This window comes from Nocardioides taihuensis, assembly GCF_042657275.1.
GTDB classification, from domain to species: domain Bacteria; phylum Actinomycetota; class Actinomycetes; order Propionibacteriales; family Nocardioidaceae; genus Nocardioides; species Nocardioides taihuensis.
In genome coordinates this window covers 42,595-53,865 of record NZ_JBHSKD010000012.1, presented here as the reverse complement: position 1 = coordinate 53,865, position 11,271 = coordinate 42,595, and the positions used below count along the sequence as shown (strand labels likewise).

Sequence of the window (11,271 nt, the reverse complement as noted above, 5' to 3'; positions counted from 1 at the left end):
CAGGTCCTCGGACGTGGCCCGACACAGCGAACCGGGCCGCCCCCGGCGGCCGGTCCCTGGCCCCGCCTTGCGCACTGCGTGAGGCGCCCCGTACGGGTCAGGGACCGGGTCCGGGTGGCGGCCCGGTGGTCACTGGTCGCCGGCTCGCGCCGGCCTGCTGCGGGTGGTGCGGGTCGTGCTACTTCGTGAACAAGCTGACGCCACCGGGGCCGACGAGCAGCCCCACGACGATCAGCACGATCCCCCAGAGGATCGAGCCTCGCAGGATCGTGACGATCCCGGACACGACGAGGATCACCGCGATGATCCAGAGGATGAACTCCATCTTTGCTCCCTCTCCGGGCCTCGAGGGCCACGGTTGGTGAACGCGGGTCCGGACTACTTCCGGAACGCGTCCTTGACCTTCTCCCCCGCCTGCTTGAGGTCGGCCTTGGTCTGGTCGGTCTTGCCCTCCGCCTCGAGCTCACGGTCGTCACCGGCGCGGCCGGCGTGCTCCTTGGCCTGACCCTTGACGCCCTCGGCGGTGTTCTCGGCCTTGTCCTTGAGACCCATGCTGGCTCCCCTCATCGAGCCGACGCGTCTGCGGCGGCACCGTCAGGTACCCCGGACGGTGCGTCCGCATGCCCCTCCCACCCGGCCCGCCGCCCGCGGTGCCGGTCGCCACCGGCGACGTGCCACGATGCGCGGCATGAGCAGATCCCGGGTCCTCGCCATCGTCCAGGCCGGCGGAGCCGGCGGCCGGATGGACGTCCTCACCCGCGAGACCGCGAAGCCCGCGCTCCCGTTCGCGGGCGTCTTCCAGCTCGTCGACCTCCCGCTGTCGAACCTCACGCACAGCGGCATCGACGACGTCTGGCTCTCGGTCAGCTACCTCGGCTCGTCGCTGGAGCAGCAGGTCTCCAACGGGCGTCCGTGGGACCTCGACCGCACCTCGGGCGGCCTGCGCCTGCTGATGCCGCAGGAGGGCAGCGGGTCCACCGACGAGGAGGGCTTCGCCAAGGGCAACGCCGACGAGCTCTACCGGCTGCGCGACCAGCTGCGGGCCGCCGACCCCGAGCTGGTGGTGGTGCTGAGCGCCGACCACGTCTACCGCTTCGACTTCACCGAGGCCCTCGACACCCACCGCGCGCGCGGCGCCGACTGCACCGTGGTCACCACCCAGGTGCCGATCGAGGACGCCGGCGACCACGCCGTCGTCGAGGTCGCGGACGACGGGCGGGTGACCGACTTCTGGTACAAGCCCCAGGACCCGCCCGGCCCCACGGTCGCCACCGAGATCTTCGTCTACGACCCCGCCGTGCTCGTCGAGACGCTGGAGGAATTGCACCGCGAGCTCGCCGCCGACCCCGAGACCCCCGACGAGCCCGGCGACTCCGGCCTCGGCGACTTCGGCGACCACCTGCTCCCCCGGCTGGTCGAGCGCGGCCACGTCGTGGCCCACGCGCTGCCGGGCTACTGGCGTGACCTCGGCGAGCCGATGAAGTACGTCGCGGCGCACCGCGACGTCCTGCTCGACGACGTGGGCGTGCTCGGGCAGCCGGGCTGGCCGATCCTCACCCGCCAGCCGCAGCGGACCCCGGCCCGGCTCCTCGACGGCTCCGCCCTCGTCGACAGCCTGGTCAGCGCCGGGTGCACCGTCGCCGGACGGGTCGAGCGCAGCGTGCTGGGGCCGGGCGTCGTGGTGGAGGCCGGCGCGGTGGTGCGCGACAGCGTGGTCTTCGCCGAGACGACGGTGCACGCCGGCGCCGCGGTCGACTGGGCGGTGCTCGACGAGGGCTGCTCGGTCGAGGCCGGGGCCGTCGTGGGCGCGGCCGCGGACGACGTCAGCGACGACGACGGACTGGTGCTGGCCGGCCGGGGGTCGCGGGTCACCGCCGGCGCCCGGGTCCCGGCCGGTGCGCGGCTGGAGCCCGGCAGCACCGCCTGAGAGCGCCGCTCGCGTCCCGGTGCCGAGCGGCTGCGCAGGGCCTCAGGCGCGGTGGCTGGCCTGGTAGACGATCGCCGCGGCGACGTCCGCGACCGGCACGTGGTGGTCCTGCGAGAGCTTCGCGAGCAGGGCGAACGCCGCGTCGGCGTCGCAGCGGTTCTCGGCCATCAGCATGCCCTTGGCCTGCTCGATCACCGGCCGCGAGCTCATCGCCCGCCGCAGGTTCCCCACCTCGCGGTTGAGCGACTCGTGGTCCTCGACCATCCCCACCAGGGCGCGCAGCGCCTCGGCGACGTCGGCGCTCCGCCCCACCTCGGCCAGCAGGTCGGCGTAGGAGTCGAGCGCCGCCGCCAGCCGGGTGCCGTCCGGTGAGACGTCCTGCACGCGCATCGAGACGCCGTACGTCGTGCCGTCGTCGTGGACCGGTGACGGCGTGAGCAGCCAGCTGCGCTCGAGGTAGCGCCCCGGACGCCGGGAGTCGGGGATGTCGTAGCGCAGCGGGATCACCCGCTGGCCGCTGCGCCGCCGCATCGCCTCCTCGAGCTGCTCGGCGAGGAAGGCAGCGGCGCCGGGCTCCTCGGACTCGGGGTCCTCCGGGAAGGCCGCGAAGAGGCCGACGTCGACGACCTCCTCGGCGCGACGCCCGGTGACCCCGAGGTAGGTCGGCGTGGCGGCACGGATCACCAGGTCGGTGTCGATCAGGACCGTGGCGGCGGGGAGGCTCTGGAAGACCGGGTCGTGCTGACGACCCGTCAGCGGACTGACACGCATCCCGCGAAAGTACCGGCTAGTCCCCGGGGGGCTCCTCGCCGCGGATCCGGAACCGCCGGATGGAGTAGACCAGCAGGCCGAGGCCGACCACCGCCGAGGCGATCTGCGTGGAGCCGGTCCCCCAGCCGCCCCAGAGCCACCAGTACTCGTCCACCGGCCACCACGACGGGGCGGCGGGCTGCAGGATCCAGACCACGCCGCAGGCGGCGATCGCCGCGATGCCGAGCAGCGACATGACGATCCGCGTGTTGGTCTCGACGCCGGTGGCGGCCGCGTTGAGCGCCTTGTTCTTGACCGGGTCGACCCGCTTCTCGGCCCACTCGTACTGCTGCGAGAGCAGCGCGAGACCACCGAACAGGATCAGCAGACCGGGGCCCGGCAGCGGGATCGCCGCGATGCCCCCGATCACCATGATCCAGCCGAGCGTCTCGAGCGCCACCCGTCGGGCCGCCGACTTCACTGCCATCTCCCACCCCAGCTCACAGCGGACAGTGTGCCCGACCTCACCCAGAGCGCCGTTCGTCGCGGTCGCTCGGCCGGAACGGCTGGCCGTCACCGAAGTCGACCAGCACGTGCTGGAAGCCCTTGTGCCGCTGCGCCCGCGCATAGCCGGCGTACGCCCGGCGGTCGGCGTCGGTGAGCACCACGGCGTCGGTGAACGGCGTCAGCAGCGCCCGCGGCCAGAGGTGGCGCTCGATGACGATGTTGAGCTCGACGCCGAGCATCCCCATCACCGAGGCCAGGAAGAGCAGCGCCATCAGGCCGAGCACCAGGCCGAAGGTCTGGTTGAGGGAGGAGGCGTTGGCCAGCACGTTGGTCACGTACGCCGCGCCCAGCGTCTGCAGGCCGTGCCACAGGATCGCGATCAGGAACGCCCCCGGCAGCGTGGTGCGGGTGCGGTCGCTGCGCGCGGAGCCCAGGCGGAGCAGCAACGTCAGCACCAGGGCGACCGCGAGGATGCTGAGCAGCCGCACGGGCCACCGCGCCGGCCAGTCGTCCATCACGCCCATCACCTGCGTGTTGCTGGCGAGGATCGACAGCGTGGTGAGGCCGAGGATGGCCAGACCGCTCAGCGACACGATGACCAGGCTCTTGATCCGCAGCAGGAACGGGTTGGGGCGGCTGTTGCGCGGCACCGACCAGGCGACGTTGAGCGCGTTCTGCACGGCGGTGCCGAGCCCGATCGCGCCGTAGAGCGCCACCAGCGCCCCCAGCACGACCGCCGGGGTCGACCCGGTCAGGCCCTCGGGCTGGCGGAACTGGTCACCGATGATGGGGAACTGGCTCAGCGTCGACTCGAGCACCTGCTGCTGCAGGTCGGTGTTGCCCTCGAGCACGAAGCCGAGCAGCGACGTGGCGAGGAGGAGCAGCGGGAAGATCGCGAACAGCGCGTAGTAGGTCGCGATCACCGCGAGGTAGGTGGCCTGGTCGTCGAAGTACTTGTAGAGCACCGCGATCGGCAGGCCCAGCGCGCTGTGCCGGCGCTGGAAGTCGTCCACGGGGCCGATGCGCGGACCGTCGTTCTTGTCGCCCTGCTGGTGGTCGCGCTCGGCGACCGGCCCGTCGGCGGGCCCGTCGCCCGGCTGGGGGCCCGCGTCGTCCATGGGGCCAGTCTGGCGGACGCCGGGTCGCGACGGGGTCCCGACAGGCGCGACCCGCGTCCCGCCGCTGCCCGCGACTTCCCATACGACCTGTGGAGATATAGCATCCCAAATGTGAACACAGCGTTGAAGACCGGCCCCGCGACGGGGACCCTCACCATCGGTGAGCTCAGCGAGCGCTCGGGCGTCGCCCCGGCCACGCTGCGGATGTGGGAGCAGCGGCACGGCTGGCCGGTGCCGTCGCGCCTCGACAGCGGTCACCGGCGCTACGACGAGAGCGTGGTCGCGGCCGTGCGCGAGGCGGTGCGCCTGCGCGACTCCGGGCTCCGGCTCGGCTCGGCCATCGAGCAGGCGCGGCAGGGGCCCGTCGCACCGCCGGCGCCCTCCTCGGTCTACGCGCGCATCCGCCGCAGCCACCCCGGGCTGGTCACCCACCGCCTGCGCAAGCAGACCCTGCTGGCGCTGTCGTGGGCGATCGAGGACGAGTTCTGCGCACGGGCCGACCGCCCGGTGCTGCTCGGCACCTTCCAGGCCGAGGAGTTCTACCGCTCGGCGCGGCCGCGCTGGGAGGCGCTGGCCCGGCTGGCGCGCGCGGCGTACGTCTTCGCCGACTTCCCCGAGGCCGACCTCGGCGCGACCCCGGCCGAGGTGGCGCTCGACGCGAGCTCGCCGCTCCTGCGGGAGTGGACGGTGGTGTGCGACTCCGCCGAGCTGCCCGTGGCCCTGACCGCGTTCGAGCTGCCCGGCCAGACCGCGGTGCGCGACGCCGACCGGGTCTTCGAGTCGATCTGGACCGTCGACGCGACCGTCGTGCGCCAGGCGTCGCGGGTGCTGCTGGGCGAGGCGGCCGCCGCCGGCGCCCCCGGTGCCGACGCAGCGCTGCTGTCCCTGGCCGGGGACGTGCGCCCGGCGCTCGTCGACCCGGCCGTGACCACGGGCCTGTTCAACCGGATCGTGGCCTACGTCGACCGTTACGGCGGCGGCCGGTGACGACCGCGGACCGCGAGCTCGACGTCCTCGTCGTCGGCGCCGGCCTGGCCGGGCTGCGGTGCGCCCGCGCCCTGGTCGACGCCGGTCGCGAGGTCGAGGTCTGGGAGGCCGCCGACGAGGTGGGCGGACGGATCCGCACCGACCGCGTCGACGGGTTCCTCCTCGACCGCGGCTTCCAGCTGCTCAACCCCGCCTACCCCGCCGTACGCCGCTGGGTCGACGTCGACGCCCTCGGCATGCAGCCCTTCGGCGCCGGTGTCGTGGCGCGCACCGGCGACGGTGGTGACGACCTCGCCGTCCTGGGCCACCCGCTGCGCGACCCGCGCCGGCTGCCCGGCACGCTGCGCCAGGTCGCGCCGCGCCCCCGCGAGGCAGCAGCCCTCGCCCGCTGGCTGGCGCCGCTGCTGCGGGCGCCGTCCGGCCGCGGGCTCGCGGCGCACCTCGAGCGCGACACCGACCCGCCCTGGCGCACCGCGCTCGACACGGCCGGGGCCGACGGCGTGCTGCGGCGGGTGGCCGAGCGCTTCCTGACCGGCACGCTGCTGGAGGACGACGGCAGCACCGCCGACGGCTACGTCCAGCTGCTGGTGCGCACCTTCCTGGCCGGGGTGCCCGGTCTGCCGACCGACGGCATGCAGGCGCTGCCCCGCCAGCTCGCGGACTCGCTGGGCGCGCGCGTGCGGCTCGGCAGCCCGGCGGAGTCCCTGACGACCGGCGGCAGCGGGGTCTTGGTCGCCGGACCGGCCGGCACCGTGCGCGCGGTACACGTCGTCGTCGCGACCGCCGCGCCCGAGGCCGAGCGGCTCACCGGCTGCCCCGCGCCGGCGATGAAGGGCGTGGTGACCGAGTGGTTCGCCACGCGGCAACCACCCGGGCGCCTGGGTCGCTACCTGCACGTCGACGCGCGCCCGGTCGCCGCCGGTCCGCTCGTCAACGTCGCCGTCGTCTCGGCGTCGGCGCCGTCGTACGCCCCGACCGGGCGGCACCTCGTCGCGGCGTCCGCGCTGATGGGGCCCGGCCGACCGGCGCCCGGCAGCGCCGAGCTGCGCCACCACGCCGGCGACCTGCTCGGGTGCGTGACCTCCAGCTGGGAGACCGTCGGCCGCCACGAGGTGCCGCACGCGCTCCCGGCCCAGCCGGCACCCCTCGTGACCCGACGGCCGCAGCGCGTGGCCGACCGGGTGCTCGTCGCTGGCGACCACCGCGACACCGGGTCGATCCAGGGAGCGCTGGTGAGCGGCGAACGCGCCGCCCGGGCCGTGCTGCGCAGCGGCGCGCCGGCCGTGGCGGTGCGGTGACGGCCGACCTCGCCGTCGCCGTCCTGGTCGCGGCCACCTGGCTGCACCTCGGCTTCCAGGCCACGGTGACGCTGGTCGTCTACCCCGCGCTGGCGCGGGTGCCCGACGACGGGTGGGTGGTCGCGCACGACCGGCACAGCCGGGCGATCGCACCCCTCGTGGCGGTGGTGTACGGCGCGCTGGTCGTCGGCGCCGTCGCCGTGCTCGCGACCGACGTCACGCCCGCGAGCCTCGCCGCGGTCGTCGCCGCCGCCGTGGCCGTGCTGACCACGGCCGGGCTGGCCGCGCCGCTGCACGGGCGGCTGGGGCAGCGTGACCAGCGGCTCGTCGTACGCCTGCTGGCCGCCGACCGGGTGCGCCTCGGCGCCGCCGTGGTGGCCGCGCTGGCCGCGTCGCTGGCGGCCGTGGCCCGCTGGTGAGCAAGGGTCGCGGCGGCCGGCCACCTGGCCGCCGCGACCGTCCGGGGGTACTTCCGGTCAGGGAAGGGTCACGTAGCCGTGGCGCATCTTCCACAGGAAGTACTTCTCGAAGCCGAGCTTCATCAGGTGCGCCTGCGGGCCGGGGATCAGCACCCCGTGCTTGCGCGGCGGCAGCATCTTGTCGGCGAGGATGATCACGCCGTTGTTGCCGGCGTCCATGACGCAGACGGCCTTGATGTCGCCGAACGCCTTCTCCGCCGAGGGCACCTCGCCCTTGACCTGCGAGGCGATGTTCTTCGCCGCGACGTGGGCCATGGCCTCGGTCGGGAAGCCGGTCTTCGGCAGGCCGACGGGGGTGGGCGTGGTCCACGGGACGTCGACGGCGGCCGCGATGCCGACGGCGTAGACGTCGTCGTACTTCTCGGTCTGGTAGGTGTCGCGCACCTTGACGTAGCCCTTCTCGTCGGCCAGCCCGCTGTCGAGCAGGAAGTCCTGACCGAGGAACGGCGGCACGACCATCGCGTACTTGAAGGGCAGCGTCTCGCCGCTGCCGAGCGCGAGGGCTCCCTCGTCGACGTGCTCGATGCCGACGTTGATCCGCGACTGGATGTTCTCCTTGCCGAGGAACATGCCGAGCATCTGCTCGCCGTGCGGCAGCCCGCCGATGCCGAAGTGGCCGAGGAACGGCTCGGAGGTGACGTAGGTGAGCTTCACCCGGTCGCGCAGCCCGGCCTTCTTCAGCTGGTAGGAGGTGTTGAAGAGGAACTCGTACGCCGCGCCGAAGCAGCCGGCGCCCTGGGTCGCGGCGACGACGACGTCGCCGGGGTCGTCGAGGAACTTCTTCCACTGCTCGCCCGCACGCTCGGCCTCGGGCAGCGTGGTGATGGTGACGGCGTTCTCGCGGAAGCCGGGTACCACGTCGGTCTTGTTGCGGTAGCCGGTGGCGATGACGAGGTAGTCGTAGCCGAGCGACCGCCCGTCGTCGAGCTGGACCTGCTTGGCCTCGGCGTCCACGCCCGTGGCGGCGTGGTGCTCGAAGTCGATGTCGTGGTTGTCGAGCGTCGGGCCGATCGGGAACGTGACGTCCCCGCGGTCGCGCTTGCCGAACGGCAGCCAGATCAGGCTGGGGTTGAACAGGAAGTGGTCGTCCTTCGACACCACCGTGACGTCGACGTCTCCCTCGAGCTCGTGCTTGACGGCGAGGGCCGCCGTCAGTCCTCCGAAGTTCCCTCCGAGGACCAGGACCCGCTTGCGCATGACTCCTCCTTGATGGCCTTGTACGGAGGACGCTAATACCCCCAGGGGTATCACGGCAGAGGCGAAGGTCCCGTCTCGTGGAGGGACGTCAGTCGCGCAGCAGGCCCTTCAGGTACGCCGCCTGGCCGGCGTGCTGCGCGCAGTCGTCGGCGACGCTGACCAGCCGCACACCGAGGGTGACGGGCGGGTCCCACCGCTCGTCGACGACGCGGTCGAGGTCGTGCGCGGAGAGGGTCTGCACGAAGGCCACGGTCGCCTCGAAGGTCGCGTGGTGGTACTGCTCGAGCAGGTCCGCCGGCGCCCGGACCAGCGCGACCTGCTCGCTGGTGTGCCCGTAGCCGTGGTCGGCGACGTCGAGCGGCAGCCCGAACCGGTCGGCGTACCCCTGGCCGGTCCACACCTGCTCGGCGCCGGCCACGTCGGCGACGTGGTCGTCCTGCACCCGGGTCAGGTGCCACACCAGCCAGGCGATCGAGTTGGCGTCGGGCTTCGGCCGCGCGAGGAGCTCGTCGTCGGTGACGTCGGCGAGCAGGGACCCGATGTTCCCGGCCGTGCGGCCGAGGGCGTCCACGAGGAGGTCGGCAGGAGTCATGCCCCCGAACGTACGCCGGTCGACGTCGGTCGAGCCTGTCGAGACCACGTCGGCGCGCTGCAGAGCCGGCGGCCCCTACAGTGCCGCCATGGGCTCGAACCGCCTCGAGGCGTTCAGCGACGGCGTCCTCGCGATCATCATCACGATCATGGTCCTCGAGCTCGAGGTGCCCGAGGGCCACGAGTGGTCGGACCTCTGGGACGCGACCGGGCTCGGGCTGCTGACCTACCTGCTGTCGTTCGTCTACATCGGCATCTACTGGAACAACCACCACCACCTCTTCCAGATCTGCGACGAGGTGGACGGCGGCGTGCTGTGGGCCAACCTGCTGCTGCTGTTCTCGCTGTCGCTCTACCCGTTCACGACGGCGTGGATGGACGAGTCGGAGCTCGCGCAGGTGCCGGTCGTGGCCTACGGCATCAACCTGCTCGCCGCGGGTGCGTCGTTCTACGTGCTCGAACACATGATGGCCCGCCTGCCGGGCCAGCGGGACAAGCTGCGTGAGGCCTTCGGCCGCACGACCAAGGAGCAGCTCTCGCTGCTCCTCTACACCCTCGGCATCCTGCTGGCGCTGTTCACCGAGCCGTGGGTGGGGCTGGTGCCGTACGTCCTCGTGGCGCTGATGTGGGTCGTCCCCGACCGCCGGGTCGAGCGCTACCTCGCGCGCCAGGCGGAGTGAGGCGCCCACCCTCGCCGTTCTGACCTCGGAACGTAGGTAGTGCGGGTCGGCTACCCATGAAGAGGACCTCCGGGTGAGGCGTGGAGCTACCTGGCACCCACCTTCACCACGACAGTCTGCGTACCCCACGCTGAGGCGACCCTGACCCCGGCGAGGCGACTGCGTCTTGCCCAGCTCGTCGTCGACAAGCGCTGATCCCATGCCCGAGCGGGCCGAACGGTTCTCGGCCAGCGTCGCCCGCCGTCATGCGCGCGTTGCGGTACCGCAGCTCGGCAAGAACGGCATGCCAACCGTTCCTCCCGACCACACCAGCCCAGGATGCGCGAAAGTCTGACGCAAATCTTGATCGAACTTGTGCTCGAATCTTGACGTTCCGGGGTCGGAAGTGTCGGTGGTCGCTGGTTGTCTGGACCACATGACCACCACCGTCGAGACCGACTGGGCGCTGCCGGGGCGCACGGCCCCGGAGCCCCCGGTGCGTCCGGGGCATCCGGTGGCGGCGGCGGTGGCGCGGTTGCATGCCGAGCTGGACGCGTTGGCCGAGACGCCGGTGTGGAGCCTGGACGGCGGGCAGGTCCGCGACACGCTCGCGGAGGTGACCCGGTTGGCGGCGCGGGTGGCCGAGCTGGAGCTGCGACTGGTCGCCCACGCCGACCGGGTCGGTGCCGGCGAGGCGGTGGGTGCGACCACGACCGGTGCCTGGTGGGCGGTAGCGACCCGGCAGACGCGTGCGGTGGCGCATCGCAGGGTGAAGCTGGCGGTGGCGCTGGACGGGGAGCACGAGCCGGTCTTGGACGCCCTGGCGCAGGGGCGGGTGCTGCCGGAGCAGGCGCGGGTGATCGTCGACGCGGTGGACGCGCTGTCCCCGGTGCTGGTGGACCCCGAGGTCCGGCAGGAGGCACGCCTTCACCTGATCGCCGCGGCGGGGGAGCATGACGCGCAGGCGTTGAAGGTCCTGGGGCGCCGGATCCTGGAGGTCGTCGCCCCGGAGGTGGCCGAGGCCCACGAGGCGCGGCTGCTGGAGGCCGAGGAAGCCCAGGCGAACGCGTCGGCGCGGTTCACGATGTCCGAGGACGGCCACGGCCGGGTGCACGGCCGGTTCACCCTGCCCGCCCTGCAGGGGGCGATGCTGCGCACCCAGCTCGACGCCCTGGTCCACGCCCAGCACACCGGAGACACCGGTGACACCGGAGACACCGGTGACACCGACACGAAGGCCCAGCCGCTGCCGCACCGGCGCGGGCTGGCGTTCGCGGCGTGGGTGGAGCGCTACCCCGTGGACCGGTTGCCGGCCACCGGCGGTGGGGTGGCGGCCACGGTGGTGGTGACCATGACCGTCGAGTCGCTCCTGGGTGGGCTCGAGGCCGCGGGCCTGTCGACCGGTGGGGTGATCTCCGCGGCCCAGGCGCGTCGTCTGGCGTGTCAGGCGGGGATCATCCCCGCCGTGCTGGGTGGGAGGTCGCAGGTCCTCGACCTCGGCCGGAAGCGCCGCTTCCACACCGAACCGCAACGCATCGCGCTGGCCCTGCGCGACGGTGGCTGCACCGCCGTGGGCTGCGACCGGCCACCGGCCGCCTGCCAGGCCCACCACGACACCGCCTGGTCCCGGGGTGGAGGCACCAGCGTGGAGAAGGGGCGCCTGCTGTGCCGACGCCACCACACCTGGATCCACGACCCCCGCTTCACCCACACCCCCCGACCCGACGGCAAGGTCACCTTCCACCGGAGGACGTGAGG

General features: G+C 73.1%; 13 protein-coding genes. 6 read left to right on the top strand and 7 right to left on the bottom strand.

The genetic code is table 11. The features are described from left to right. Positions 1-178 precede the first annotated feature (178 nt). A complete protein-coding gene (locus tag ACFPGP_RS12750) occupies positions 179-325 on the bottom strand; it encodes a GPGG-motif small membrane protein (RefSeq protein WP_378590664.1) in 147 nt (48 codons plus the stop codon). Between the two features lie 53 nt (positions 326-378). Beyond that, positions 379-552, bottom strand: a complete 174-nt coding sequence (locus tag ACFPGP_RS12745; protein ID WP_378590662.1) for a CsbD family protein — start codon at positions 550-552, stop codon at positions 379-381. 136 nt (positions 553-688) lie between these two features. On the opposite strand from ACFPGP_RS12745, the gene ACFPGP_RS12740 reads away from it, so the two are divergent. After that, positions 689-1,927, top strand: coding sequence for a glucose-1-phosphate adenylyltransferase family protein (locus ACFPGP_RS12740; protein ID WP_378590660.1), 1,239 nt, complete (start codon positions 689-691; stop codon positions 1,925-1,927). 42 nt (positions 1,928-1,969) lie between these two features. Here the strand turns inward: ACFPGP_RS12740 and ACFPGP_RS12735 are convergent, their stop codons facing one another. The 3 genes from ACFPGP_RS12735 to ACFPGP_RS12725 are packed head-to-tail and all read right to left on the bottom strand — an operon-like array spanning position 1,970 to position 4,302. Then, positions 1,970-2,698 carry an ANTAR domain-containing protein gene (locus ACFPGP_RS12735; RefSeq protein WP_378590658.1) on the bottom strand — a complete coding sequence of 243 codons (729 nt, stop codon included), beginning with the start codon at positions 2,696-2,698 and terminating at the stop codon, positions 1,970-1,972. 16 nt (positions 2,699-2,714) lie between these two features. Further along, on the bottom strand, positions 2,715-3,164 hold the full coding sequence (locus ACFPGP_RS12730) for a PGPGW domain-containing protein (RefSeq protein WP_378590655.1): 450 nt from the start codon (positions 3,162-3,164) through the stop codon (positions 2,715-2,717). 37 nt (positions 3,165-3,201) lie between these two features. Next, positions 3,202-4,302, bottom strand: a complete 1,101-nt coding sequence (locus ACFPGP_RS12725; RefSeq protein WP_378590653.1) for a YihY/virulence factor BrkB family protein — start codon at positions 4,300-4,302, stop codon at positions 3,202-3,204. Positions 4,303-4,413: 111 nt separating this feature from the next. On the opposite strand from ACFPGP_RS12725, the gene ACFPGP_RS12720 reads away from it, so the two are divergent. From ACFPGP_RS12720 to ACFPGP_RS12710, 3 genes are read left to right on the top strand one after another with little or no spacing between them, the layout of a single operon-like run. After that, positions 4,414-5,289 (top strand): DICT sensory domain-containing protein, encoded by an 876-nt coding sequence (locus tag ACFPGP_RS12720; RefSeq protein ID WP_378590651.1) that lies wholly within the window; start codon positions 4,414-4,416, stop codon positions 5,287-5,289. Beyond that, positions 5,286-6,587 carry a flavin monoamine oxidase family protein gene (locus ACFPGP_RS12715; RefSeq protein ID WP_378590649.1) on the top strand — a complete coding sequence of 434 codons (1,302 nt, stop codon included), beginning with the start codon at positions 5,286-5,288 and terminating at the stop codon, positions 6,585-6,587. The genes ACFPGP_RS12720 and ACFPGP_RS12715 overlap by 4 nt, the downstream gene beginning before the upstream one ends. After that, complete coding sequence (locus tag ACFPGP_RS12710) at positions 6,584-7,006, top strand: hypothetical protein (RefSeq protein ID WP_378590647.1); 423 nt, start codon at positions 6,584-6,586, stop codon at positions 7,004-7,006. The genes ACFPGP_RS12715 and ACFPGP_RS12710 overlap by 4 nt, the downstream gene beginning before the upstream one ends. A 57-nt stretch (positions 7,007-7,063) precedes the next feature. Here ACFPGP_RS12710 and ACFPGP_RS12705 read toward each other — a convergent pair whose 3' ends face one another. Together ACFPGP_RS12705 and ACFPGP_RS12700 are read right to left on the bottom strand one after the other, a co-directional pair. Further along, positions 7,064-8,263 carry an NAD(P)/FAD-dependent oxidoreductase gene (locus ACFPGP_RS12705; RefSeq protein WP_378590645.1) on the bottom strand — a complete coding sequence of 400 codons (1,200 nt, stop codon included), beginning with the start codon at positions 8,261-8,263 and terminating at the stop codon, positions 7,064-7,066. Between the two features lie 88 nt (positions 8,264-8,351). Further along, a complete protein-coding gene (locus tag ACFPGP_RS12700) occupies positions 8,352-8,855 on the bottom strand; it encodes a mycothiol transferase (RefSeq protein WP_378590643.1) in 504 nt (167 codons plus the stop codon). An 88-nt stretch (positions 8,856-8,943) separates the two neighbouring features. On the opposite strand from ACFPGP_RS12700, the gene ACFPGP_RS12695 reads away from it, so the two are divergent. Next, positions 8,944-9,534 (top strand): TMEM175 family protein, encoded by a 591-nt coding sequence (locus ACFPGP_RS12695; protein ID WP_378590641.1) that lies wholly within the window; start codon positions 8,944-8,946, stop codon positions 9,532-9,534. Positions 9,535-9,949: 415 nt separating this feature from the next. Further along, complete coding sequence (locus ACFPGP_RS12690; protein WP_378590639.1) at positions 9,950-11,269, top strand: HNH endonuclease signature motif containing protein; 1,320 nt, start codon at positions 9,950-9,952, stop codon at positions 11,267-11,269. The last annotated feature ends 2 nt before the right edge of the window (positions 11,270-11,271 follow it).

Bases quoted from the DNA above. Each gene is read 5' to 3' on its own strand.
- ACFPGP_RS12745 (WP_378590662.1), bottom strand. From the start codon at position 552: ATGGGTCTCAAGGACAAGGCCGAGAACACCGCCGAGGGCGTCAAGGGT.
- ACFPGP_RS12705 (WP_378590645.1), bottom strand. From the start codon at position 8,263: ATGCGCAAGCGGGTCCTGGTCCTCGGAGGGAACTTCGGAGGACTGACG.
- ACFPGP_RS12730 (WP_378590655.1), bottom strand. From the start codon at position 3,164: ATGGCAGTGAAGTCGGCGGCCCGACGGGTGGCGCTCGAGACGCTCGGC.
- ACFPGP_RS12700 (WP_378590643.1), bottom strand. From the start codon at position 8,855: ATGACTCCTGCCGACCTCCTCGTGGACGCCCTCGGCCGCACGGCCGGG.
- ACFPGP_RS12695 (WP_378590641.1), top strand. From the start codon at position 8,944: ATGGGCTCGAACCGCCTCGAGGCGTTCAGCGACGGCGTCCTCGCGATC.
- ACFPGP_RS12740 (WP_378590660.1), top strand. From the start codon at position 689: ATGAGCAGATCCCGGGTCCTCGCCATCGTCCAGGCCGGCGGAGCCGGC.
- ACFPGP_RS12725 (WP_378590653.1), bottom strand. From the start codon at position 4,302: ATGGACGACGCGGGCCCCCAGCCGGGCGACGGGCCCGCCGACGGGCCG.
- ACFPGP_RS12690 (WP_378590639.1), top strand. From the start codon at position 9,950: ATGACCACCACCGTCGAGACCGACTGGGCGCTGCCGGGGCGCACGGCC.
- ACFPGP_RS12750 (WP_378590664.1), bottom strand. From the start codon at position 325: ATGGAGTTCATCCTCTGGATCATCGCGGTGATCCTCGTCGTGTCCGGG.
- ACFPGP_RS12735 (WP_378590658.1), bottom strand. From the start codon at position 2,698: ATGCGTGTCAGTCCGCTGACGGGTCGTCAGCACGACCCGGTCTTCCAG.